Source organism: Enterobacter sp. 241F3, from assembly GCF_034106785.1.
GTDB classification, from domain to species: Bacteria; Pseudomonadota; Gammaproteobacteria; order Enterobacterales; family Enterobacteriaceae; genus Enterobacter; species Enterobacter vonholyi.
The window spans coordinates 253,833-277,860 of sequence record NZ_JAWNDD010000003.1 but is presented as its reverse complement, the minus strand read 5'-3'; the positions used below and the strand labels follow the sequence as shown (position 1 = coordinate 277,860).

Below are 24,028 nucleotides of genomic sequence, written 5' to 3'. Positions count from 1 at the left end.
GATTATTCCTCGCTACCTTTCGCGCTTTCGTCATTTTTCGGCAACTGGCTCAGGGATTTGAGCAGCGTCGGATCCTGCAGAATTTTTGCGATCAGCTCTTCCGCACCGTTTTTACCGTCCATATAGGTCAACAGGTTGGAGAGCTGGGTACGCGCTTCCAGCAGCTTGTTCAGCGGCTCGACCTTGCGGGCCACCGCATCCGGCAGGAAGTCGTCCATGCTGTCGAAGGTCAGATCCACGTTGAGCTTACCTTCGCCGGTCAGGGTGTTATCCACCTGGAACGCCACGCGCGGCTTAAGCGCCTTCATGCGTTCGTCAAAGTTGTCGATGTCGATTTCGAGGAATTTACGCTCGTCGACGGCCGGCAGGTTTTCAACCGGTTTGCCGACCAGATCGGCCATGACGCCCATCACAAACGGCAGCTGAATCTTACGTTCTGCACCGTAGATCTCTACGTCGTACTCGATCTGCACGCGGGGGGCACGGTTACGTGCGATGAATTTCTGCCCACTGTTACTCATTGCCATGATGTTCTCCATCAAAGATGCGCGGTGAAGGTGAAACGGCAGGCTCCATGCCTGTCGTCATAATGCCTGGACGCGTTATTCTCGGCGCCCAAAGATGTTTTCCAGTTGGTTAACGCCGTCTGGCGCCAGGTCGCGAATAATGTCCATAAAGTTGAGTTCTGACAGCCGCTGCACCCGTTCAATCATCAGCGGTGCGGGGTGGCTCGGTTCGTACTGCGCAAAATACTGTTTTGCTTTTTCCAGCATCAGCTGCGCGTCGGCGCGGCTGGTGACCTGCACGCTGCGCCAGTCGGTGACCGGCTGAGCGGGCTGCGCTGCCGACGACGGCTGCTCTGCCTGTGGTTCTGCATGCGCCTCACGGTTCGGCAGCAGCTTGCTGATGTCGGTTACCTGACACGCGCTTGCTACCAGTCCGACGGTTTTAAGCAGCTGCTCCATCTCGGGCACGCCGCTTTCACCGAGATGCCCGGTGAGCAGCTCGCGAATGGCCAGCAGCCGTTCGTTGATGACGATAACCGCTGCGGTCCCCGGCTGGTCGCCGCGGGCCAGCTCGTCAATCAGCCGTGGACGCCCGCCGGGATAGTCCGGGCATTCGGTTTTATTGCCGTCCAGCAGGGCCTGGGCATCCCGGAGCGAAATTTCATCGCCGTTTGAACGCAGCAGCGAGGCGTTACGCACGGCGACGGTGAGGTCGGACTTATCGCTCAGCCCTGCCAGGGCGTTAATGCGGTAGAACGGGTCGGTTTCGCCATACTCTTCCAGCAGCGGATAGAGCGGCTCCCAGTAGCGGGCGATCGCCTCCTGCACCAGCAGCAATCCGTCCGCGTAGCCCGCCAGCCCGCGACGGCGGGTCCAGGCATGGGTTAACGCCAGCAGGACGCGAAGATCTTTGGTGCGGGTCAGCAGGCTGATGGCGTATTTTTCCACCGTGTTCCAGTCAGCTGGTTCTGCCGGAATAATGGTCTCGCCAAACTGCTGTTCCGCTTTCCCAAGACTTGCCTGATTCATGCTCTGGAAGTCGGCGTCGTACTCCAGGTTTTCGCCACAGGGTTTTTCGGGACTTATTGGCGCGAGAAATTCTTCGATATTCATGAGATCCCTGCTTATTCAAACATAGGCGGATAGAGACCGTGACGGCCCGGACGAGCGCCCCCTGCCGGGTCGAACAGCAGGGTGAAAAGCTGCCCGGTAAAGTTACCGCTGTGAACGTGGGTGTACAGCGGGTAACCGTCGCAGCGGTTGGTCCACCAGTAGCTGGTTTGACGCAGCGGATCAAAACACTCTGCCGCCTGCGGCCAGCCCAGCGTGCTCTGGCCGTCCTCGTCATAGCCAATCACATCAAGTATGTCGGAACGCTTTTGCGGCTCTACGGGCTGCGGGGCCGGAATGGACATCAGCATCTCGTCGAGCTGCGAGGCGGAAAAACTGTTGCGCACCGCGTGCAGCCCCAGGCGCCCAATCTGCTGATACCAGCTTTCGGCCTGGCTGAGCAGGCTGGTCGACCATTCGGACGGCGCGAAGCTCAGCTGAAGGCAAACAGGATACTGTCGGCCAACGCTGTCGCGGCCGGGCAGCAGACAGCCCATCTGAATCATCTGGCTGCCCAGCATGGGCGGTACCACAAAATTCCAGACTGGCGCTTTCTGAAACTGGCGCTCGCCGCTGCGCTGCTCTTCCTGCTGCCAGGCCAGCAGACCGACCTGGAACCAGTGTGACCACTGGCGCTGTAAAGTGTCAGGAAAGCGACGCTGCAAAAAATCTCCGGCGCTGGGTAACTTGCCATACCAGCTGTAGCGGTTCATCGCAGGGGTATTCGTCATACGGCTGTCCTTGCGGTTATGGGCATGAGAAACGGGGAAGCTGGAACGGGTTACGAATGCTGTTTGGCGCAAACTCCAGCGTGACCTGATGTCCGTCGACGTTGAACGTGGCCTGACGACTGAGGCTACCCGCCCCCGGGCTGGTGCTCGCTTTATCAAAGAAGCGGTTCAGCGCCCAGGAACCGTTGGTCACCAGCGTCGCCGTGCTGCCGTTAGCCAGACCCAGCTGCATGCGCACCTGGTTGGTGCCGCCCGGCCCCGGCCAGTTCATGATCTGCACGGCCTGCGGGCCGTGGCTGTAGCGCAGCAGCTGGCCGTCAACGTCCAGCGTCAGGTTCAGAATGGAGTTATCCATTCGCACGGTGCGAACCGTCACCTTAAAGGACGGCGTGGTTGCGCCGTTAGCAAAGAAGGCGTCGCGAATCGACTGGGCCTGCTGGAACGGTCTCAGCAACCCTTCACTGCCCGGCAGCGTTTTACCGTCGATACCCGGCATAAAGCGCCAGTTTGCCTGGGTGGTGTCCACTTTGCTGGTCAGGTTATCGCGAAAGAAGGTATCCATCAGCCCGGTCCCCGGCGCAAACATGCGCGCGAGATCGTCAGGGGTGACCTCGGTGCTGGCGCTGCGCACCAGCGGGTAGCGACCGGCAATTGCCTGGCGGCAGAACCCGCCTACTTCAACGTTAATCCGCTTCCGTACGTTTTCCAGGTCACGACGCTGGGTATCGCTGCTGGCGCCCACAGCCATGTTGCTGAACATGGTTTGCAGCCCGCCCGGCAGACGACCGGCGCTGGCCTGCAGGCGGCTGATCGCCTCCCCGCCCGGCGCCGGCATGCCGCTGTTGGCCGCATCCTGAACGGCGGTCAGGTAGCGATACAGCTCATCCACCTGCTTGAGAAAATCGTCAAACACGATGGTCTTCCCGCCCTTCTCCAGCGGCTGGGCCAGCTCGATCATCGGCGCGTAATGGTCGGTCACCAGCTGCTCCGGCGCCTGGGTAACCGCGGCGGCCTGCGTCGGCGCATTGTCATTATTACTGAACAGCGCTTCCAGCGTGCGGGTGGCGCGGTTGCTTTGCGCCTGCGCTTTGCCCTCATCTTCCGGCGCTGGCGTATCGCGGGAGAGCGTCAGGACCTGGCTCAGGTTCTGCACCAGACGGCGCAGCGGCGAGTTGGCGCCGGAGAGCAGGCGCGCGGTGTTGATGCGCTGGGAAAGATCGGCGCTGTTATTGAGCTGAATGTCGGCGAGGAAGCGATCCCAGTTCGCGATAAAGTCGCGCATGTAGAGCTGGCGCACGGCGTTGTCGATCTGCTGTTTATCCTCCTGCGCCGTCGCGGCCCCCAGCACCCAGGCGTCGTCCTCGTGCAGAGCGGTGGTTACGCTGTCAATCTGGCCGTTAAAGCTTTTCCAGTATCCGTCCGGCGTATAGAGCCCCGGTACGCCTTCGCTGACCGGCTTGCCGCTTTTACGGGAAAATACCAGCTCGCTCTGCGGCCCGCCCAGGTCGGAAAGGGAAACCGGCTTCAGGTTGTCATCATGCTCCAGCAGGCGCTTGAGGCGACCGTACACCCGCGTGGAGAGCGGCTGCTGGCCGATCATCGCCCTTTCGCGGGCAACCAGCGATTCGTCCTGCGCGTACGGCGAGGCCTGAATTTTCGGCTCCAGCAGCTGCGTCAGGTGCCATTCAAGCTGCTGCAGCTGCGCCTTCGTGACGTTCTGCGGCAGATTCCGCTGCAGGTTGAGCATCACCCACGAATGCAGGAATTTGCCGTCGTAGTGCTTCGGCTGATAGAGCATCTGATAGGCTTTCAGCGCTTCATAGCTGTATTCCACATCGCTGCCGTTGTCGTTACGAAGCCAGGTGGTGATGTGCATGGCAACGGCAGGCAGCAGCATCTGATCCAGTGCTTTCTGGTACAGCGACTGCGAGGCGTCGCTGACGTCATCCCCGCGATAGAGTCCCATACGGCGGGATACGGGCGGATCGTTGACATCAAACGCGTCGCTTTTCGGCAGATCCACCAGGCTATTCAGCAGCGGCAGCAGATCGAACAGGTCACGCTGGGTCTGGTTCTGCAATACTTTGCTCTGCTGGTCCAGCAGCGGCACCTTCGCATCCACCTCTTCCAGATAGGCCTTGTTTTTGGCATAGCTGGTCAGCCACAGACCGCCCAGGATCACCAGCAGGGCCAGCAGCGCCGCGTAGCCGGACCAGATCACCGCCCGGTTGCGCAGCTCCCACCAGCGGTTTTCGCCTGCGATCCCGGCTTCCTGGAAGATGACGTTTTGCAGCAGGTTCTTAATGAAGAAACTCTGGCCTTTTGCCCCCGGGATTGGCGCTTCTTTGCTGACTGAATCCCAGTTATCCGCCTCTCCCCCTTCCGGCAGCGACAGCGCGCGGTTCAGTTCGCCCATCACGCGGTCGAACGGCATGCCTTCCTGCGTCCCGCTGGCGAAGTAGATCCCGCGCGGAGAGAACTCGGTTTCGAAGTTGGAGCGGGCGAAGACGGTGCTCAGGTAGTCCGCCAGCAGCGGACGCAGCGCGGCGAACTCCTGCGGGAAGAGATACGCTTCCGCGCGGGTCTTCGCGTCATGCTCTTTCAGCATGGTTTCCGGCAGCCCGGCATCGAGGCGCTGCTGCAGCAGAGAAAACTCCTGCTGGAAGTTGCCCATCAGGTCGTAATCGGCGTGTTTGGTTTGCTCCCACGGCAGCGTAAAGCCCCAGATCTGGTCGCGCTGCGCTTTATCGTAGTCGGCAAACCAGGCGCGAAAGCCTTTAAGCAGGTCGGCCTTGGTCACCATCACGTAGACCGGGAAGCGGATACCCAGCTGTTCATGCAGCTCGGACAGGCGCTGGCGCAGGTTCACCGCCTGCTGGCGGGACGCCTCGGCAGACTGGGTCAGCAGGTCCGAAATGCTGATCGTGACGATGACGCCGTTAATCGGCTGGCGGCGGCGGTACTTGCGCAGTAACCCCATGAACTGCAGCCACTCACCGGCATCCTGCGCCTGCTCGCTCTCCTGGGTGGTATAACGACCCGCGGTGTCAAGCAGCACGGCCTCGTTGGTGAACCACCAGTCGCAGTTACGCGTGCCGCCAATACCCCGCAGCGCGGTCTTACCGAAGCGGTCGGCCAGCGGGAACTGCAGCCCGGAGTTGACCAGCGCCGTGGTTTTACCGGATCCCGGCGCGCCGATAATGACGTACCACGGCAGCTGATAGAGATATTGCGTGCTGAAGCGCTGCGTCCACTGGGCGCCCTGGCCCGCTTTGCTGAAGTGCGCTTTTTTAAGCATCTGCGCGGCTTCATCAAAACGGCTGGCGAGGATCTGCTCCTCGCTGTTCAGCCGCTTCTGCGGATCCGCGGCTTCCGGGCTGGCGGTATTCTCCTTGAGCTTGTCCATCAGCTTGCGGTTCAGCCAGGCATTGTACAGGCGTGGCAGAATGTGGCCCTGTGCCCAGAGCAGATAGACCACGGCAATGCTGATAATACGGTTCTGTTCTGATTCAAGCGGTCGGGTGTCCACGATGGACAACAGAGGACCAATCATCCAGATCACCGCCGCAAGCGCCGTTACGCCGAGGAAGCTCCACAGAATGCGGTTGGTCAAAATGGAAAGAAGTGTAGTCAGCATTCCTTAGTTTCCTTGCGGCAATCCGTTCAGCTCGGCCTGAGTGTTTTCAGGCGACACCAGCAGAGTAATTTCCACACGGCGGTTTCGGGCGCGGTTTTCAGGCGTCGTGTTTGGCGCCACCGGGTTAATCTCGCCCCGCCCTTCCGCTTTCACGCGGCCAGGCTGAGAGAGGCTTCCCTGCAGCATTTTTTGTACCGAGCGGGCGCGTTCCAGAGAGAGTTCATAGTTGGAGGCAAAGCGCGCGCTGCGGATCGGCACGTTGTCGCTGTAGCCCACCACCAGAATTTTGCCGCTGACGTTATTCATCGCCTGCGCAATGCGGCTGATGACCGGTTCATAGCGGTCGCGCACGACGGTCGAGGCAGAGGCAAACAGTCCGTCGCCTTTCAGGATAACGACGCTGCGATCCGCTTCGTCTTTCACCGCGACGAGGCCAGCCTCGATCTCCGGTTTCAGGAAGCCGCGAAGGTTAAGCACCGCCGGTAGCTGACGGGCCGGTTGCTGAATAGTGGTTTCCGGCAGCTGGGACTGGTAAATCTTCGCCAGCACCGGGTTGGTGCTGTCGCCAAGACGCCAGTTAAGCACGATATAGAAGAGACAGGCGATAAACCCGGCCAGCGCCACGCAGGCCCACAGGGGAACCATCGGCCGCCAGAGCTTACGCAGCACGGGACGATCTTCCGGATGGGGAGAAAGCGGCGGCGGATAGCTGCCGCGCACGCCGCGGATCATCTGCCACAGCCGCTGCTTGATGGTCTCAAGCTGGGTGCGGCCGTTATCCAGCACCCGATAGCGCCCTTCGAAGCCCAGCAGCAGGCAGTAGTTGATCATCTCCAGCAGCAGAATGTGCTCGCGCGGGTTTTGCGACAGGCGCGCCAGCAGCTGGAAGAACTTCTCGCCGCCCCAGGTTTCGTTATGGAACGTCACCAGCAGACCGTTGCTGGACCAGACGCCGCTGCTGCCCCAGGGGGTGAGCGCGGCGGCCTCGTCGAGCGCCGTACACAGGCAGTAACGTGCCCCGACGATCACTTCGTAGGGGAGCCCTGCCTGCTGGCAGCGGACTTCAAAACGGCGAATTTCATCGATCAGGCGCTGGCGTAACGCCACCTGATCGTCATGGGAGACCGAATGACGGATCTGCGGAATCGCATTGAGCAGCGGATTGGCGGCCGCCACCAGCTGATTGTTGCTACTGGCCCCGGTAAACGCGGCATCGCTGCCGGTGTCCTGTCGTTCCTGCATATTAAGCGCTCGCTTTATTATTCTGTCGGGCTACGGATGGCCCAAAACTCCATATCCAGCCCCGGGAACTCCCCTGCAAGGTGCAGGGCGAATGCGCCGGACTTATCCATCTCGTGCCACAGCTCGCTGCCCTTCTCGAGCTCGAAGTAGCTGTAGCCGGCATGCCACGGGATCTGCGGCGGTGCGACCGGCATGGCGCGCAGCATAATGCCCGGCAGCTGAAGCTGAACCAGATCGCGGATTTTCGACACCGGCGCGACCTTCATCTGCGCCGGGAAATGGGTTTGCAGGTGTTCGCCCGGCACGTTGGCTTTTACCGCCAGCACGAAGCCGAACTCACGCACCATGCTGGTTTCAGGCACCGTGGCGATGTTCAGGCCGTGAGAGCGTTCGTTAAGCGGGATCTGAATCGCGTGGTCTTCCATCACCAGCGACAGCCCCTGACGCAGCATCAGCATCAGCTTGCTGAAGCAGTTTGCCAGATCGTCATGATCGTAAATCGGCAGCACGCTTTCGGCGGTCCGCTGCGACGTCCAGGTGGCAAGTTCGGTCGCAAACGGCAGCCAGCTGCGCCAGAGCGTTTCCGGATGCAGCAGCGGGAGGGTTTTTAAATGAGACACCTCGCCCAGATGACGATTAACCAGCGACAGCAGCGTGAACTCAATCAGTTCAGAAGTATTAAAGCGACCGGGCTGGCGCAAACGACCGCCAATTTGCTGGCTGCGCTGTACCAGCAAGCCGTGCAGATCGTTGATCATGCTGTAGATCTGCGGGCTGTTGTTGGCATTGAGCATCGGCGGGATGTAGCTGTTGTCGAGCCGCACGTGGTTGTCGTTACGTTTCTCCGTCACAAACGCCACGCCGATGGCGGTCCATTCTGCCGTGAGGTCTTTTTCCAGCATCAGGGTCAGACGCAGGCGGCCAAACTGAACGGTGGCATCTCCCACCGACATGGCGTTGTCGTCTTCCACCTCTTGCTCGAAAGCGATAAAGCGCGCCAGCGAGGCAGGCTCTTCGCTGAAAATCACCTCTTCTCTCTCACCACGACGAACCGGCAGCGCGAGCACCACCTTTTCGTTAGTGAGATTGTCAGGAATTTTCAGCGGTACAGGGCCGTTGCGCCCGTTACGGACCTGGAAAAAGGTGCCCTCCGGCAGCAACCCACTGCAGTAGCTCAGGGCTATGCATCCCTGACGAAGCATCGCTTCATCCAGTTCAACGTCAAGAAAGCCCCAGAGATACGATCGCTGCAGCGCGCCCCATTCACGAACATGGTTGAGCAGATAGCTTTCAGTCCGCTGAAAATGGTGTGGACGCAGGAACATGCCTTCGGTCCATACGACCTTTTCTGCTTTCGTCATGATGATGTATTTCCTGTTTTGAAGCGCGTTACTGGCTGATGACCCGAATGCCGTTCACGTCGAGAAAAACGTTGGCCTGGAGTTCATCTGCGGACCATTTCCAGAACTGGTAGATATGATTTTCGCCAGGCACGGGCAGAGGAAGTGAAACGCGCCATTTTTTGCCATCCAGCACCTGATACTCCGCCATCACGCCGATGTAGCGGGCCTCCGGAGAGCTTTGCCCGCTGAGGGTTTTGGACAGCTGTCCCGGCATCAGGAAAAACACGTCGCTGTTCAGCAGATTCGCGCCAAGCGTGGCTGACGCGTTGTTCTGCAGGGAGTAAAAGTCGCTGGACATGAAATCCGCATCGGATTTCAGCAACAGCACCCGGACCTTAAGCGGAGCAGATTCATTGATTTGTGGATGAGCCTGAAACTGCAGATTGTAGCGGGAGGGGTCGCTGTGTGAAGACGACGTACAACCACTGACCAGGGCGAAAATCACCGCGTAAAAGAATAACCACAGCCTATGAAAATTTTTATTATTCATAAAAATGCGCTCATGAAAGCCGTTTAGTTCAGGATCCAGGTACCGTTAGCGCTGTCTTTGCAGGCTTTGCTGTTACCATCGACATCGACACAGGTCGCTTTTTTACGCGTCTTCGGACGAATAGCCTGTTTACGCACGGCGGCGTCGTACAGATCGGCCTTGATCACGGCGCGCATCGGGACGTAACCAATCAGCTGCTCGTTACCTTCATCGGCAAGCGCCATCCAGTAGTGTTCAACCTGACCCAGTACCACGTACGTTTTTCCGGTATCAAGAGTGCGGATAACTTTACCGCCGAAGTCAGGACGGCTCATCAGAGAGGCCGGATACATAGCACGATACGGCTCGTTGACCGGCGTGAACTCCGCCGGCGGGGTAACAGCGTGACGGTGGGTTAAGGTGACGCCGTTGACCTGACTGGTCTCGATAGTATCGTCGTTGATCACAGGTTTCTGCGGCGCTTTACAGCCCGCCACCGCCATTACAAACAGAAGTGAAAACAGTACGCGCATTTTCATATGCTTTTCCGTAGCGATATTTCGATGATGAAGATAAGGGGGTGAAGTTTGACTTAAGTGCTATTGTTAAAATAGCCAGGATATTTTCGGGGCGTTACTATTTTAAGGACATAGCTACCGCACGAGCCCTTCAGAATAAGGCCCAGCGTCTTCCTGACATATTTTGACAAACGGTAAGCAAGTTTACATGAGCTTTGCCTCAATTCAATATTTACCGTTGCGTAACTGTTGCTAAATGAAGCAGTCGGAAAATTATAGGATTAATCCTATGAAAAAACCCGGCATGGCCTAAACTCTCTTATTTTCCTACCAAAAAACACTGCAACTTTCTGTTTTATATACAAATAAAACAAAAGAGAAATACTTTTATTAACGCAATACTGCTATTATCGCCACTACCATAATTAGTAGAATTTGCGTATTGATGAGGTCAGCAGAATATATCAAGGATGAATTATTTGTTGCACTGACAGGGTATCTTTAATATCGATCGGACTCTAAGAGTCGAATGTAACTATTTCACTTAGGTTGCAGAACGTTAATTTCACGACTAAAAATAACTTTATATTTCTCGTTATGGCATTTGTCCCGTCAGGCCTAAATTTTATCCATTAATCATTAAGCCTGAATTAACCTTCCTGACCTTATCGCAGCCGAAAATGCCCGCGATAGCCCGCCAGCAGTGATTTTTTTTATTACCACCGCTCAAAGGCTTCATTCGAAACTTTATTGGTGCTACATCCTCTCCTGCTCGCCCCATCTATCTTGCTTACCATGCGATAGATAAGATTTATTATTAAAATGATAAAAAATCGTTATAATTTCTTTAAATGTTTCAACACCAGACCCTATAAACAACTGTAATAAAAAGAATTTAAGTTAAAGCATCTTTTCGTACCGCACGCGCGTCGCCATCCGGTCGTCATTGCTTTCGCTTATCGTTCTTTGCAGCGCTTTTAGGGGTTCAGACGTTGTGTGACCGAACAAATCAGGAGTGGGTATGAACAAGAAAAGACGCTCGGTGCCGGGTATCAGACACTATGACGGTCCTGCCGGCGGCTGGGGCGCATTGAAAGCGACGGCCATTGCAGTACGTACCCAAATGGATACCCTTGATGCCCCCGCGACGCTGCTGCGCACCAACCAGCCTGACGGCTTTGACTGCCCGGGCTGCGCGTGGCCGGATAAAGAACACAAATCGACCTTCCAGTTCTGCGAGAACGGCGCCAAAGCGGTGACCTGGGAAGCCACCAGCAAACGCGTTACCCCCGCGTTTCTGGCCGAAAACAGCGTCTCCTCGCTGCTGGCAAAATCGGACTTTGAGCTGGAAGGTTACGGTCGACTCACGCATTCCCTGCGCTATGACCGGGCAACCGATACCTTCCGGCCCGTCGCCTGGGACGAGGCGTTTGAACGCATCGGCGAAGTGCTGCGCGGGCTTGAACCGGACCAGGTTGAGTTCTATACCTCCGGGCGGGCCTCTAACGAAGCGGCTTATCTGTTCCAGCTGTTCGCTCGCGAATACGGCACCAACAACTTCCCCGACTGCTCTAATATGTGTCACGAGGCCACCAGCGTCGGCTTGCCGCGTTCGATTGGCATCGGGAAAGGCACCGTGTCGCTGGATGATTTCGACAAGACCGAGCTGGTTATCTCCATCGGTCACAACCCCGGCACGAACCATCCGCGAATGATGGGCACCCTCCACGAGCTGGCCCGCCGCAACGTGCCGATTATCGTCTTTAACCCGCTGCGCGAGCGCGCCCTCGAACGTTTCGCCGATCCGCAAAGCGTGATTGAAATGGCAACTTACGGCTCTACGGATATTGCCTCAACCTATTTCCAGGTGAAGGCCGGAGGCGATGCCGCCGCGCTGAAAGGCATTGCCAAACACCTTCTCGAAATGGAGGCCGAGCGCGGTGGCATGCTGGATCATGCATTTATTGCCGAACACACCCAGGGCATTGAGGACTTCGCCGCCGATATCGCACAGACCCGCTGGGACGAGATCGAGCGGGAGTCAGGTCTCAGTCAGGCGGCCCTCAAAACGGTAGCCGAGGCCTATGCGAAATCGAATGCCACCATCATCACCTACGGGATGGGCATTACCCAGCACAATAAAGGCACGGCGAACGTCCGCCTGATTGCGGACCTGCTGCTGCTGCGCGGGAATATTGGCAAGCCCGGTGCGGGAATATGCCCCCTGCGCGGTCATTCAAACGTTCAGGGGAACCGTACCGTCGGGATTAGCGAGAAACCCACGCCGGCCTTCCTGAACCGTCTGAAGGACGTTTTCGGCTTTGAGCCGCCGTCTCACCATGGACACGATGCGGTGCAGGCCACGCAGGCGATGATCGACGGCCGCGCGAAGGCGCTCATCTGCCTCGGGGGTAATTTTGCGGTGGCGATGCCCGATCACGAACGTGGTTTTCCGGCGATGGGTAACCTGGACTTGAGCGTGCACGTCGGGACCAAGCTCAACCGCACTCATCTTCTGGTGGGCAAAGAGACCTTTATCTTTCCGTGCCTCGGCCGCACCGAGCTGGATCTCCAGGCCACCGGTCGTCAGTCCATTACCGTCGAAGATTCCATGTCGATGGTGCATGCCTCATCCGGCAAGCTGAAGCCCGCCTCGCCGTTGCTCCGTTCGGAACCCGCTATCGTCGCCGGCATGGCGAAAGCCACGCTGCCGGAAACCCGCGTGGACTGGCTGATGCTGGTTGAGGATTACGACCGCATCCGCGATCTGATCGAGCAGACCATCCCGGGCTTTGAGAACTACAATGCGCGGATCCGCGTTCCCGGCGGCTTCCGCATGCCGCTGCCGCCCACGCAACGCATCTGGCCAACGGCGACGGGAAAAGCGATGTTCTCGGTGTTCGACGGCGTTCACGAGAACGCCAGCGGCGAAGGTGAGCACGTTCTGCGCCTGATCACGCTGCGCAGCCACGACCAGTACAACACCACCATTTACGCTCTGGACGACCGCTACCGCGGCGTGTTTGGCCGCCGCGACGTGTTGTTCATGAACGAGGACGACATGGCGCTGTCAGGCCTGGAACATGGCGACCGCGTGGATATCGAAACCGCCCTCCCCGGCAGCGTTCAGCGTCTGAAAGATATTACCGTGGTGGCGTACAACATCGCGCCGGGCACCGTCGGCGCCTATTATCCGGAGGCCAACGTGCTGGTACCGCTGGATTATCTGGATAAGGACAGCGGTACGCCGTCGTATAAATCCGTTCCGGTTCGCATCACCCTGCGCTCTAAAGAGATCCGCATGCTGTAAGGTAGTTCGCGCAGAGAAAAAGATGGATATTAAACAGTTAAAATATTTAATCGCGCTCGACGAGACCCGCCATTTTGGCAAGGCGGCCTCGCAGTGCAACATCACCCAGCCGACCCTCTCCATGCGCATCCGCAGCCTGGAAGAGGAGCTGGGGCTGGTGCTGATTGTTCGAGGACAGCGCTTTGAAGGGTTTACGCCGGAGGGTGAACGCATACTCGCGTGGGCACGCGCGCTGCTGGCCGCGCACGACGGGCTGCAGGCGGAAGCGGCGCTGTGCAAAGGCCAGGTGGTGGGCGAACTACGTCTCGGGATGGTGCCGCTGGCGAGCGTGGATCCGATGATCTTTATTCGCCTGCTGACCCAAAAATATCCGGAGCTGACCTACAGCCTCTATTCCATGTCCTCCGCACAGATTGCCGACGGCGTCAGCCGCAATCAGCTTGAGCTGGGAATTTGCTACCTCAACAGCTTCGACACCAGCCTGTTCGATATTATCCAGCTACCCAAAACCAAGATGGGCCTGCTGCACGACGTCCGCCATTTCCAGCTCGGCCAGGAGACGTTGACCTGGCGCGATCTGACAGATTTTCCGCTGGGGTTTCTGACTAAAGGGATGCATTACCGGGCGCATATGGAGGCCAGCTTTAAGTCTGCAGGCATCGAACCGGCGTCCGTTTTCGAGAGCGACTCCACGTTTCAGATCATCCAGGCGGTGCAAAGCGGCGTATGCTGCGCCGTGATGCCGCTGAATAACGGTCTGGAAGATCTGAACAGTAATTTCAGGATTGTCCCCATCGCCGACGCGAACATTGAGGCCCCTGTCGGCCTGATTATGCGCAGGCAAAAGCCCGTCTCCTCGCTGGCGCTGCGCTGTTTTACCGACGCGCAGGAGATTTATCACGCCAACAATGAGGCGTAGGCCTGGCGCGTCACCACGCTAAAACCGTCAATCAGCACCGCGCCGCGCACGGCCCGATATTCCGGCAAACTCACCAGCGCGCGGAGCGCATCGCGAAGGGCGTTCAGGGTCTCAGGCGAGGCGTGAGGCGAGGTAATGAGCGGCAGCCCCGGCGTCAGAGGGGTATGGTCAATCACCGCCAGCCCCGTCAGTCTTTCCGGCTCGTGACGCTGCAGTAACGCCCATGTCACGCAGTCGATGGCCGCGATATCCCCTGCCCCGCGTTTGACATCGATCAGCGACTGGCGATGGCTGCCGCTGAAGGACGTTTGCGCGAAAAATGGACCGTTGCCCGCCAGGGGAGCGACTATTTTTCGCAGCGCATTGTAGCCGGACTGCGAATCCGGAGAATTACATACCGCACGACGTCCGCGAAAATCCGCCAGCGTGAGGTGGCGATCCTCCTCGCGCACCACCAGAAAGCTGCGGTACTGGAACCCTTCGCAGCCCGGGGCCGCGTAGTGAAAACAGCCGACCACCTGCACGTCCGGAAGCTGCGTGACCAGCGGATAACCGCAGGTCTGGCTGAGGACAAGCGCAGGCTGTCGCCAGTGGGTCAGCAGATCGGACTCCGGCCAGCCGGGATCGCGATCGACGGACACACCGCGCGCAGCCAGCAGCCCTTTTACCGCCAGCCAGAGCGCAAGGGTGTCGGCGCGATCCACAGCATACATGGGAAACGCCAGCAGGTTACTCATACCCTTCCCCCTGTTGTTTTCCTGGGTGAACGGTGACGTCAACGGGCCTGCCCCAGAACTGACGCAGCCATTCACCATAGCCCCTGACGAGAAAACCGTGGTTTCGCTGCTGGTACGCCTCCCGGTTTTGCTGGTAGATGGCCTTCAGCCCGTACCAGGGCACGCCCGGCAGATCGTGATGTACTGAATGGTAGTTGAGATTCAAAAACAGTATCCGCCAGAACAGCCCGGCCTCGTTAATGACGGAGCGCGCCAGCGGATCGTCCGCCGCGCGATGCTCGAAAAACGATCGGACCTTGGTCAGCGCCAGCGCCGGATAGCTGACCGCCAGCACGAACCAGAAGGGAGAAAAACCGGTATGCGCCATCCAGGCGAAGAGTGCCACCAGCAGCAAAAGGTGAACCAGCCACATCGTCATTGCGCGCAGGTGAAGGTGACGAAATGCCGCCGCGGCGCTGCCCAGCGTCTGAAGGATATCCAGCAGCGGTGCCAGCATCAGCCGTCCGGCAAAGGTATTCCGCGCCCTGATAAGCCGTTTCTGCCAGGGAGAAAAGCGCGCCCAGCTCTCGTCGGTAAAATAGTACGACTCCGGGTCATCCACCGGATGGGTCAGGCTATGGTGCCGATGATGGGCGAGATGGGAGTCCCGGTACAGGCCGTACGGATACCAGACCGCCAGCGGGAGCGTGCCAAACAGCTGGTTCAGCCAGGCAAAACGGGTGGGATGCCCGTGGATCAGCTCATGCTGCAGCGACATGTACCAGGCGGTAAACCCGATGAGCAGCAGCGTGGCGGGCAGCAGGCCCAGCGTTTGCCAGAACGCCAGCGTGGTAAACCAGCCTGCATAAATAGTGATAATCAGCAGCCACGTGGGCAGCTCGCTTCGCCATAAAAAACCCGATGCGTGGTGGCGGATTTGTTCGCGTTGTTGCGGATGTAAATAGAGGGAGCTTCGTTGACTCATTCCTTCAGACGCCGTTTCGCCAGAGATAATTCTCTGACGATCGGGGAAAACGCCTGAAATAACAAAGAACATTAATCGCTTTGCTTTGCCAGAAACGTGGGGGTCATGCGCTCCTTGACTTATTCTGCAATAAAGGTACTTTTCAGGACATGAAAAAGATCCTGATTATTGTTCCCGACGGCGGCATGCTGTTTGAAGCCGCCGGTATCGCCGACATTCTGATGCAGGCCAACCGGCTGCATCCGGAAGGGCTTGCGCAGCCCCGCTACCGGATTATCATCGCCACCACGCAGCCTCACCAGGTGATCCACGGCCAGTCCGGCCTGAATTTGCTGGCGGACTATCGCCTGCCGGAGCTGGATCCGCGTGAACCGCTGGATACCATTATCATCACCGGGCGCGGCATGAACGAGCAGGAGAGCACGGCGGTGGTTGACTGGCTGCACCTCGCTGCGCCGCACGCCCGGCGGGTAGCCTCTATCTGCGGCGGCGCGATGCTGCTGGCCCAGACCGGCCTGCTGGACGGTCGCCGCGCGACCACCCACTGGCGGCTGCTGGAGACAATGCAGACACAGTACCCGTCAATCCGGGTCGAAGGCGGCCCGCTGTACATTCAGGACGGCCCCATCTGGACCTCCGGCGGCGTCAGTTCCGGGTTCGATCTGACCCTGGCGCTTGTAGAGGACGATTACGGATTTACCCTCGCCCGCGACGTCGCGCAGGATATGGTGATGTACCTGCGCCGTCCCGGCGGGCAGCTGCAGTTCAGCCGCTACAGCCTTCAGCAGCCCGGCACATCCGGTCCGATAGGCGAACTGCAAACTTGGATCCTGCAGAACCTCACCGCCGATCTGTGCGTGGAAAATCTGGCCGAGAAAGCGGCAATGAGCCCGCGTAACTTCACCCGCGTGTTTACCCGCGACGCGGGAGTCTCTCCCGCCCGCTATGTGACCGAAGCGCGCCTGGCCGCGGCCCGTCAGCTGCTTGAGCAGACCCATGACTCCCTTGAGCGCGTTGCCGAGCAAAGCGGGTTTGGCACCAGCATTAACTTGCGCCGCATCTTTGAGAAACAGCTTCACCTCACGCCCGGCGAGTACCGCCAGCGCTTCCACTGCCGCAAGATGGCGTAATCTGATCCTTTTTTGTCATTTACGCCAACCGGCCCGACGCCTACAGTGACTCCAGACAACAGAGATAAGGAGTGCACCATGGTTAAGGTCGGTATTAACGGTTTCGGCCGTATCGGACGTAATTTCCTGCGCGCGGCGCTGGGCAACCCGGATCTGCAGATTGTGGCCATTAACGATCTGACGGACAGTAAAACCCTCGCCCATCTGCTGAAACATGATTCCCTTCTGGGCAAACTGCCAGCGCCCGTTGAAGCGGGTGACGGTGCGCTGCAGGTAGACGGCCAGCGGATCGCCGTATTTAGCGAACGCGATCCGGCGAATATCCCGTGGCGTGAAGCTGGAGTAGACGTGGTGATTGAGGCCACCGGCTTCTTCACTGAACGGGAGAAAGCGGCGGTGCATATCACCCACGGCGGCGCTAAGCGCGTCATCATTTCCGCTCCCGCGAAAAACGACGATCTGACGATTGTGATGGGCGTCAACCATGAGCAGTACGATCCCGCCAAACACGCGGTGGTAAGCAACGGGAGCTGCACCACGAACGGTCTGGCGCCGGCCGCTCAGGTGCTGCACCAGCAGTTCGGAATTGAGCATGGCCTGATGAACACGACGCACGCCTACACCAACAGCCAGGCGCTGCACGATCAGCCGGAAAAAGATCTGCGCGGCGCACGCGCGGCGGCGCTGTCGATTGTGCCTTATTCAAGCGGTGCGGCGAAAGCGCTTGGGAAAGTGATCCCTTCCCTTGACGGCAAACTGACCGGGTACTCCCTGCGCGTGCCGGTGCCGGTGGTGTCGATTGTGGATTTAACGGTAACGCTGAGCCGTAACGTAACCGCCGAAGAGGTGAATGACGCGTTCCGCAACGCGGCCGCCAGCGGGCCTCTTAAAGGCATTCTGGGCTATAGCGATGAACCGCTAGTTTCCAGCGACTACCAGGGCGACCCACGCTCCTCAATTATCGACGGGCTTTCCACGCTGGTGATTGGCGGGAACATGGTGAAGATCCTGGCGTGGTATGACAACGAGTGGGGCTTCTCTAACCGCCTGGTGGATCTGGCGGTCTTTATGGATAAGAAAGGGCTGTAAACCTGAGGCCGGGTAGCACGAACGCTCACCCGGCTAAAAAATCACTCCGCTTTAACTTTCACACCCATAAACACAATCACCATCGCCATCACCAGCAGGAAACCGCTTCCCGCGAATACGCCGCTGGCGCCGTTAAGATCAAACACTGCCCCACCTCCGGCCGCACCGGCGCTTATCGCCAGCTGGATTGAGGCCACCAGCAGCCCTCCTGCACTTTCGGCTTCATCCGGAACGGTAGTGGCAAGCCAGGTTGACCAGCCCACCGGAACCAGACCAAATGCAAAGCCCCACAGCGCGACCAGCAGCCCGTCCAGCATCGCCAGATGACCAAAGGCGACCATCATGAGCGCGAGAATGCCCATCGCAAACGGTACCAGCGCCAGCGTCAGGCGCAGATTGCGTGCCAGCAGATGCCCTGCAACGGACGTGCCCACAAAGTTGGCAATCCCAAAGCCCAGCAGGATCAGCGAAATGGTCTCCACGCTCGCCTGTCCCACCGTCTCCAGGAACGGACGCAGGTAGGTAAAGAAGGCGAAATGGCCGCTGAAGATCAGGATGGTTGCGAGCATGCCGCCGATCATTCCCGGACGACGCAGCACGCGGAACAGCGTACTCAGGCTACCGCTGCTCTCCGGCTTCATGGACGGCAGCACCCAGAGCTGCCACAGCAGCGCCAGCATGCTCGGCAGAATGCAGAGTACAAAGACGTTGCGCCAGCCGATCAGGCTTCCCAGATAGCTGCCGAGCGGCGCCGCGACCACCGTGGCTATCGATACGCTGGAGAAGATCACCGCCAGCGCTTTCGGCACTTTATCTGCCGGAACCAGACGCATCGTGGTCGCCGTCGACATCGCCCAGAATCCCCCAATGGCTACCCCCAACAGCAGACGCCCCATCAGCAGGACGTGCAGGTTGGGCGCAAAGGCCACCAGCAGGCTGGAGATAATTTGCAGGACCGAGAAAAACATCAGCACCCAGCGGCGGTCAATACTTTTGGTGGCTGGCGTAATCAGCAGCCCGGTGACCAGCGCGACCAGCGCGGTGGCGGTGACGGCCTGTCCGGCCATCCCCTCGGTTACGCCCAGGCTCGCGGCCATGGGCGTTAACAAACTCGCCGGCAGAAATTCTGCCGCAATTAAACCAAATACCCCCAGCCCCAGTGAATAGACGGCCCGCCAGGCGGGTTTTGCAGGCGCTACCGCCTCGCTCGCCGCGACACATGAACTCATCTGTTGATCTCCCGTTATAAAAATGTGACTAGTGTCGCAAAGAATAGAAGGTTCATCCTGGACGATCTATGACATATAATCTCCACTTATTGATTATTCGTCCGGAGTTGTGCCATGACCGTACAGTCACCCGATCTGATCAGCGAACTTTTACGCGGCATGCGTCTGTCAGGCGTGAAATATCGGCGGTTCCAGGCCAGCGCGCCGTTTGGCGTCGCGTTTCATCAGGCGCCCGGCCGGGCACAGTTTCATTTTGTGAGCCACGGTAGCGCCCTGCTGCGCATGGAGAGCGGTGCAACGTTCGAACTGAGCGGTGGCGACGCCCTCTTTATTCCCGGCGGGAATTCCCATGCCCTGCTCTCTGACGAGCAGGCCACCATTACGCCCATCAACGCCTTCCCGAGCGAGCCTATCTGCAGCTCGGTGTGTGCTATCACCTGCGAGCCCTGCCCGGAAAGCGAGAACACCCTCATCTTCAGCGGGTGCATGGATTTTGAGCTGGGCGGGATGCAGCCGCTGATCAAAGCGATGCCGGAAGTGATGATGGTCAGCCGGCTGATGTCCACCTGGCCGGAAATTCATCCGCTGCTGGCGGCGATGGAGCGGGAATCCGCGGCGCGTCAGGCCGGGTATGCCGGGATCCTTGCGCGCCTTGCCGACGTGGTGGCGGCATTAATCGTGCGCGGCTGGGTTGAAGGCGGCTGCGGTAAAGCCACCGGCTGGGTGCAGGTTCTGCGCGACCCGCGCCTGAGCCGTGCCATTTACGCCATGCACCAGCAGCCAGGCCTGAACTGGAGCGTCGCGGATCTGGCAAAAGAAGCGGGCACGTCCCGCTCCGTGTTCGCCGAACGGTTTCTGGCCGCGACGGGAACCACTCCGGCAAAATATCTCAGCGAGCTGAGAATGCGGCTGGCGATTCAGTACATTCGGCATGAAAATCAACCCATTGAAACCGTCGCGCTGCGGCTGGGATACGGCTCTCTGGCGGCCTTCAGCCGGGCATTCAAGCGCATTATTGGACATGCGCCGGGCACGCTGCGGGAAGCCAGCCAGACCGCGGAAGAGGTCTGAAATACCGGCAATATTTAACGCGAAGCGGGCAATATTCGTCTAAGGTTTTCAGGTGATTGACAACAGCGGTCACGCTGTTTAGTGAAGACAGGAGACGAACTGATGATAAGACCTCGTACACTACGCCCCGCGTTTTTGCCCCTTGCGCTAGGCGGCGCGCTGCTCGGCGTAACGACACTGGGATATGCCGACGATAGCCCCGCAGCCCAGACAACCTCACCCGATATTTTGCTGGGCCCTCTGTTTAACGATGTGCAAAGCGCCAAACTGTTTCCCGATCAGAAAACCTTTGCTGATGCCGTCCCCAAAAGCGACCCGCTGATGATTCTGGCGGACTACCGGATGCAGCACACGCAGTCCAGCTTTGACTTACGCCACTTTGTCGAGATGAACTTTACGCTCCCTGCGGAAGGGGAAAAATATGTTCCGCCTGCTGGACAAAGTTTACGTGAGCACATTGACGATCTCTGGCCCGTGCTGACGCGCACCACCGATAAAGCCAGCAACAAATGGGATTCCCTTCTGCCGTTACCGAAACCTTACGTTGTGCCCGGCGGACGTTTCCGCGAGGTTTACTACTGGGACAGCTATTTCACCATGCTGGGCCTGGCAGAGAGCGATCATTGGGACAAAATCAGCGACATGGTGGATAACTTTGCCTATGAGATTGACACCTTCGGCCACATTCCCAACGGCAACCGCAGCTATTACCTGAGCCGATCCCAGCCGCCGTTCTTCTCGCTGATGGTGGAACTGCTGGCAACCCACGACAGCGATGCGCTGAAGAAGTATCGTCCGCAGATGGAAAAAGAGTATGCCTACTGGATGGACGGCGTTAATGCCCTTCAGCCGGGCCAGGCCAACAAGCGCGTGGTGAAGCTGGACGACGGCGCTACCCTCAACCGCTACTGGGATGACCGCGACACTCCGCGCCCGGAGTCTTGGCTTGACGATGTAAATACCGCCAAAAGTAACCCTAACCGACCGGCAACCGAGATCTATCGTGATTTACGTTCCGCCGCGGCCTCGGGCTGGGACTTTAGCTCCCGCTGGATGGACGACCCGCAAAAGCTCGGCACCATCCGGACCACCAGCATTGTTCCCGTGGATCTGAACGCCCTGATGTTTAAGATGGAAAAACTGCTGGCGCGGGCAAGCCAGGAGAGCGGCGACGCCGCCAGCGCAAGTAAATACGAAGCGCTGGCTACGGCGCGTCAGAAAGCCATCGAGAGCCACCTGTGGAATGATAAAGAGGGCTGGTACGCGGATTACGATCTGAAGAGCAAGAAGGTACGCAATCAGCTCACCGCCGCAGCCCTGTTCCCGCTTTACGTGAAGGCGGCGGCGCAGGATCGTGCCGATAAAGTCGCCGCGGCAACCTCGTCGCGCCTGTTGAAACCGGGCGGGATAGCGACCACCACCGTAAACAGCGGCCAGCAGTGGGATGCGCCAAACGGCTGGGCTCCCCTGCAATGGGTGGCTGCGGAAGGGCTGCAGAATTACGGGCAAGAGAAGGTCTCGATGGACGTGACCTGGCGCTTCCTGAAGAACGTTCAGCATACTTATGACCGGGAAAAGAAACTGGTTGAGAAGTATGACGTGTCGACCACCGGTACGGGCGGAGGCGGCGGCGAGTATCCGCTGCAGGACGGCTTCGGCTGGAGCAACGGCGTGACGCTGAAAATGCTGGATCGAATCTGCCCGAAAGAGAAACCTTGCGACAGCGTGCCGGAGAATCGGCCTGCGGCGAATGATGAGGCTGCGCCGGTGAAAGCGACGGCGCAGTAAGGGAGTAATGCCGGGTGCGGCTACGCCTTACCCGGCCTACATTTTGAACTTACAGGGAGTTACCTAGAAGCTGTAACTCGCCCCTAGCTGATACGTCCTGTCACGCCCAATCCAGCAGTTGGTCGCATCGTAGCAGGTCAGCGTCTCTTTGTTGGTGATGTTCTGCGCGCTGGCCTTAAGCGTCAGCCCTGCCAGCGAAGGCAGGATCTCGCCCATCCGATATGAAGCCGCCAGATCGTACTGGGTGGAGCCGCCCAGCTTACCCGCGTCGTTTGCCGGAGAGATTTCCATCGGCCCGGTGTAGCGGGCGCCCGCTCCCAGCATCAGTCCTTTCAGCGCGGTGTTCTCAAAGGTGTAATCCCCCCAGAGGTTAAAGGCATTCTCCGGCACCTGCGTTGGACGTTTACCTTTGTACTTGTCATCTTCCCTGTTGATCGCGTGGGTGTAGGCATAGTTAGCAATCAGCGTCAGGTTGTCCGTCGGTCGGCTAATGGCGGAGAGCTCTGCCCCTTTAGATTCCACTTCCCCGGTCTGACGATAGTTCAGGAAGCCCGGATCGGAGGTGACGACATTTTTCTGACGGATGTTAAACACCGAGGCGGTAAAGGTGGTAGCGTAGTCGGCCAGCAGATATTTTACCCCGCCTTCCACCTGCTTGCTGGTGGTCGGCTTAACGTCTTTCGCCACGAGCGTTCCCTGCGGCGACACCGGCGCAAAACCTTCGGAATAGCTGATAAACGGCGAAATCCCGCTATCGAAGGCGTAAAGCGCGCCCAGACGTTTGGTGACGCGATCCTGCGACACCCAGGCCTTATCACCGTTTTGCAGGTAGTTGGTGGTGACGGAGCGGTAATCGTCGTAGCGCAGGCTGCCCAACAGATTGAGGCCACCAAACTCTACCTGATCCTGCAGGTAGTAACCGTTTTGCTGATAGCTGAGGCGGTTTTTCTGGGCGGTATAGAGCCCCAGCGCGCTTTCCTGGATTTGCGAATAGTCAGGATGCCGCATATCGATACCCGGCGTGGTCGACGCGTAGCGGTAGTGGAAGTGGGAGTTCAGCTTCTGGTAGTCAAACCCGGCCAGCAGGTGGTGTTTCCACTCGCCCAGCGCAACGGTTTTGGTCACCTGGTTATCAATGTTGAAGCTCTGCAGATCTTCATCCGTGGTGTAGGCAAAGCGGTTGAGCTGATAGACCTCGCTTCCCGTCCCCGTTGCATAGACGCTGCGCTGATGGGTATCGACATCAAAATAGCGAGCCTTCTGATTAAAGCCCCAGCCGCTGTCGAACTCATGTTCAAAGCTGTAGCCCAGCATCCACTGACGCTGCTTAAAACCGCTCCACTCATCACCGGCGTAGTCGCGCTTGCCCGCGTATTTTGAGCGCAGGTAGGCGAGCGGCAGCGGGTTAGACGGCGTCAGGCTCGGGGTGTTTTGCGCCAGCGCGTCCAGGGTGAGGCGGGTTTTGCTGTCGGGTTGCCAGGTAACGGACGGGGCAACCAGGTAGTTTTCATACCGGGTGGTGTGCGGCTGATCGTCGTTTTCCGTGGCTTTGCCCAGCAGACGGTAGTTCCAGTTGCTGTCGGCAATCTGCCCGGTTGAATCGAGATAGCCCTCTTTCAGATTACGGTTTCCGGTGTTAACGCCGATTTCGGTTCGGGCTTCACGCTGCGGTTTTTTGCTTTGAATATGCACCAGCCCGCCCGGTGAACCGCCGCCGTAAAGTACCGATGAGGGGCCTTTCAGGATATCAACGCTGTCAATCAACAGCGGATCGATTCGCGCTTTGGTATTGCCGGTAACGTTATAGGGCAGCTGCAGCCCGTTGTAGAACTCCTGGTCGACGGTAAAGCCACGAATTTTGTATTCGCTCATGTATGACGTATTCCCCCGCACCTCGGTTGAGACGCCCGGAGCATAGCGCAGGATTTCATTCACGGAATTCGCATGACGCTTTTCAATTTCCGGCGCAGAGACGGTCGTGATGACCTGCGGCGTTTTACTTTCGGCAACGGCCGATTTCGTGGCGCTGTTCGTCCAGGCCGGCAGCGCGCTGCCCTGCTCTGAGCCGGTGACGACGATAGTGGATTCTTCGGCGAATGCCGGAACATGCAGTGCGAGCGTGACGGCGCCTGCCAGGGCGCATAGCGTAAAACGTGAGGTATTCATAATGTCGTC

18 protein-coding genes are annotated in these 24,028 nt (G+C 58.6%); 6 read left to right on the top strand and 12 right to left on the bottom strand.

Going from position 1 to position 24,028, the window contains the following annotated elements:
- Nucleotides 1-2: 2 nt before the first annotated feature.
- The 8 genes from tssB to UR504_RS11720 form a co-directional block, all read right to left on the bottom strand.
- Nucleotides 3-527 carry a type VI secretion system contractile sheath small subunit gene (gene tssB, locus UR504_RS11755; protein ID WP_008502644.1) on the bottom strand — a complete coding sequence of 175 codons (525 nt, stop codon included), beginning with the start codon at nt 525-527 and terminating at the stop codon, nt 3-5.
- A gap of 75 nt (nt 528-602) precedes the next feature.
- Nucleotides 603-1,619 carry a type VI secretion system protein TssA gene (gene tssA, locus UR504_RS11750; protein ID WP_302235296.1) on the bottom strand — a complete coding sequence of 339 codons (1,017 nt, stop codon included), beginning with the start codon at nt 1,617-1,619 and terminating at the stop codon, nt 603-605.
- An 11-nt stretch (nt 1,620-1,630) separates the two neighbouring features.
- Nucleotides 1,631-2,347, bottom strand: a complete 717-nt coding sequence (gene tagF, locus UR504_RS11745; RefSeq protein WP_047173194.1) for a type VI secretion system-associated protein TagF — start codon at nt 2,345-2,347, stop codon at nt 1,631-1,633.
- 16 nt (nt 2,348-2,363) lie between these two features.
- Nucleotides 2,364-5,984 (bottom strand): type VI secretion system membrane subunit TssM, encoded by a 3,621-nt coding sequence (gene tssM, locus UR504_RS11740; protein ID WP_320739713.1) that lies wholly within the window; start codon nt 5,982-5,984, stop codon nt 2,364-2,366.
- Nucleotides 5,985-5,987: 3 nt separating this feature from the next.
- Nucleotides 5,988-7,226 (bottom strand): DotU family type VI secretion system protein, encoded by a 1,239-nt coding sequence (locus tag UR504_RS11735; protein ID WP_115875529.1) that lies wholly within the window; start codon nt 7,224-7,226, stop codon nt 5,988-5,990.
- Nucleotides 7,227-7,243: 17 nt separating this feature from the next.
- A complete protein-coding gene (gene tssK, locus UR504_RS11730; protein ID WP_302235294.1) occupies nt 7,244-8,587 on the bottom strand; it encodes a type VI secretion system baseplate subunit TssK in 1,344 nt (447 codons plus the stop codon).
- Between the two features lie 28 nt (nt 8,588-8,615).
- Nucleotides 8,616-9,119 carry a type VI secretion system lipoprotein TssJ gene (tssJ, locus tag UR504_RS11725; protein ID WP_249576199.1) on the bottom strand — a complete coding sequence of 168 codons (504 nt, stop codon included), beginning with the start codon at nt 9,117-9,119 and terminating at the stop codon, nt 8,616-8,618.
- 23 nt (nt 9,120-9,142) lie between these two features.
- Nucleotides 9,143-9,637, bottom strand: coding sequence for an SH3 domain-containing protein (locus UR504_RS11720; RefSeq protein ID WP_111964770.1), 495 nt, complete (start codon nt 9,635-9,637; stop codon nt 9,143-9,145).
- Nucleotides 9,638-10,637: 1,000 nt separating this feature from the next.
- Here UR504_RS11720 and UR504_RS11715 point away from each other — a divergent pair.
- Together UR504_RS11715 and UR504_RS11710 are read left to right on the top strand one after the other, a co-directional pair.
- A complete protein-coding gene (locus UR504_RS11715; protein ID WP_302235293.1) occupies nt 10,638-12,926 on the top strand; it encodes an FdhF/YdeP family oxidoreductase in 2,289 nt (762 codons plus the stop codon).
- A gap of 22 nt (nt 12,927-12,948) precedes the next feature.
- On the top strand, nt 12,949-13,845 hold the full coding sequence (locus UR504_RS11710; RefSeq protein WP_302235292.1) for a LysR family transcriptional regulator: 897 nt from the start codon (nt 12,949-12,951) through the stop codon (nt 13,843-13,845).
- Here UR504_RS11710 and UR504_RS11705 read toward each other — a convergent pair.
- Nucleotides 13,824-14,582, bottom strand: coding sequence for a phosphate/phosphite/phosphonate ABC transporter substrate-binding protein (locus UR504_RS11705; protein WP_302235291.1), 759 nt, complete (start codon nt 14,580-14,582; stop codon nt 13,824-13,826). The genes UR504_RS11710 and UR504_RS11705 overlap by 22 nt on opposite strands.
- Nucleotides 14,575-15,546 carry a fatty acid desaturase gene (locus tag UR504_RS11700; protein WP_302235290.1) on the bottom strand — a complete coding sequence of 324 codons (972 nt, stop codon included), beginning with the start codon at nt 15,544-15,546 and terminating at the stop codon, nt 14,575-14,577. Before UR504_RS11700 ends, UR504_RS11705 begins: the two co-directional genes overlap by 8 nt.
- 149 nt (nt 15,547-15,695) lie before the next feature.
- On the opposite strand from UR504_RS11700, the gene UR504_RS11695 reads away from it, so the two are divergent.
- Nucleotides 15,696-16,676, top strand: coding sequence for a GlxA family transcriptional regulator (locus UR504_RS11695; protein ID WP_302235289.1), 981 nt, complete (start codon nt 15,696-15,698; stop codon nt 16,674-16,676).
- A 78-nt stretch (nt 16,677-16,754) separates the two neighbouring features.
- On the top strand, nt 16,755-17,765 hold the full coding sequence (gene gap, locus UR504_RS11690; protein ID WP_302235288.1) for a type I glyceraldehyde-3-phosphate dehydrogenase: 1,011 nt from the start codon (nt 16,755-16,757) through the stop codon (nt 17,763-17,765).
- 41 nt (nt 17,766-17,806) lie between these two features.
- Here gap and UR504_RS11685 read toward each other — a convergent pair whose 3' ends face one another.
- On the bottom strand, nt 17,807-18,994 hold the full coding sequence (locus tag UR504_RS11685) for an MFS transporter (protein ID WP_302235287.1): 1,188 nt from the start codon (nt 18,992-18,994) through the stop codon (nt 17,807-17,809).
- Between the two features lie 114 nt (nt 18,995-19,108).
- Here UR504_RS11685 and UR504_RS11680 point away from each other — a divergent pair, with 114 nt between their 5' ends.
- Both UR504_RS11680 and UR504_RS11675 read left to right on the top strand, forming a co-directional pair.
- Nucleotides 19,109-20,065 (top strand): AraC family transcriptional regulator, encoded by a 957-nt coding sequence (locus tag UR504_RS11680; protein WP_302235286.1) that lies wholly within the window; start codon nt 19,109-19,111, stop codon nt 20,063-20,065.
- Between the two features lie 102 nt (nt 20,066-20,167).
- A complete protein-coding gene (locus tag UR504_RS11675) occupies nt 20,168-21,853 on the top strand; it encodes an alpha,alpha-trehalase (RefSeq protein WP_320739709.1) in 1,686 nt (561 codons plus the stop codon).
- A 63-nt stretch (nt 21,854-21,916) separates the two neighbouring features.
- On the opposite strand, the gene UR504_RS11670 is transcribed toward UR504_RS11675, so the two are convergent.
- The gene (locus UR504_RS11670; protein WP_320739707.1) at nt 21,917-24,019 is read right to left on the bottom strand and encodes a TonB-dependent siderophore receptor; all 2,103 of its coding nucleotides are present in this window, start codon (nt 24,017-24,019) and stop codon (nt 21,917-21,919) included.
- Between the last annotated feature and the right edge of the window lie 9 nt (nt 24,020-24,028).

Coding starts and splice junctions, on each gene's coding strand:
- UR504_RS11675 (WP_320739709.1), top strand. CDS start 20,168: ATGATAAGACCTCGTACACTACGCCCCGCGTTTTTGCCCCTTGCGCTA.
- UR504_RS11735 (WP_115875529.1), bottom strand. CDS start 7,226: ATGCAGGAACGACAGGACACCGGCAGCGATGCCGCGTTTACCGGGGCC.
- tssJ (WP_249576199.1), bottom strand. CDS start 9,119: ATGAATAATAAAAATTTTCATAGGCTGTGGTTATTCTTTTACGCGGTG.
- gap (WP_302235288.1), top strand. CDS start 16,755: ATGGTTAAGGTCGGTATTAACGGTTTCGGCCGTATCGGACGTAATTTC.
- UR504_RS11685 (WP_302235287.1), bottom strand. CDS start 18,994: ATGAGTTCATGTGTCGCGGCGAGCGAGGCGGTAGCGCCTGCAAAACCC.
- UR504_RS11670 (WP_320739707.1), bottom strand. CDS start 24,019: ATGAATACCTCACGTTTTACGCTATGCGCCCTGGCAGGCGCCGTCACG.
- tssB (WP_008502644.1), bottom strand. CDS start 527: ATGGCAATGAGTAACAGTGGGCAGAAATTCATCGCACGTAACCGTGCC.
- tssM (WP_320739713.1), bottom strand. CDS start 5,984: ATGCTGACTACACTTCTTTCCATTTTGACCAACCGCATTCTGTGGAGC.
- tssK (WP_302235294.1), bottom strand. CDS start 8,587: ATGACGAAAGCAGAAAAGGTCGTATGGACCGAAGGCATGTTCCTGCGT.
- UR504_RS11680 (WP_302235286.1), top strand. CDS start 19,109: ATGACCGTACAGTCACCCGATCTGATCAGCGAACTTTTACGCGGCATG.
- tssA (WP_302235296.1), bottom strand. CDS start 1,619: ATGAATATCGAAGAATTTCTCGCGCCAATAAGTCCCGAAAAACCCTGT.
- UR504_RS11700 (WP_302235290.1), bottom strand. CDS start 15,546: ATGAGTCAACGAAGCTCCCTCTATTTACATCCGCAACAACGCGAACAA.
- tagF (WP_047173194.1), bottom strand. CDS start 2,347: ATGACGAATACCCCTGCGATGAACCGCTACAGCTGGTATGGCAAGTTA.
- UR504_RS11710 (WP_302235292.1), top strand. CDS start 12,949: ATGGATATTAAACAGTTAAAATATTTAATCGCGCTCGACGAGACCCGC.
- UR504_RS11715 (WP_302235293.1), top strand. CDS start 10,638: ATGAACAAGAAAAGACGCTCGGTGCCGGGTATCAGACACTATGACGGT.
- UR504_RS11705 (WP_302235291.1), bottom strand. CDS start 14,582: ATGAGTAACCTGCTGGCGTTTCCCATGTATGCTGTGGATCGCGCCGAC.
- UR504_RS11720 (WP_111964770.1), bottom strand. CDS start 9,637: ATGAAAATGCGCGTACTGTTTTCACTTCTGTTTGTAATGGCGGTGGCG.
- UR504_RS11695 (WP_302235289.1), top strand. CDS start 15,696: ATGAAAAAGATCCTGATTATTGTTCCCGACGGCGGCATGCTGTTTGAA.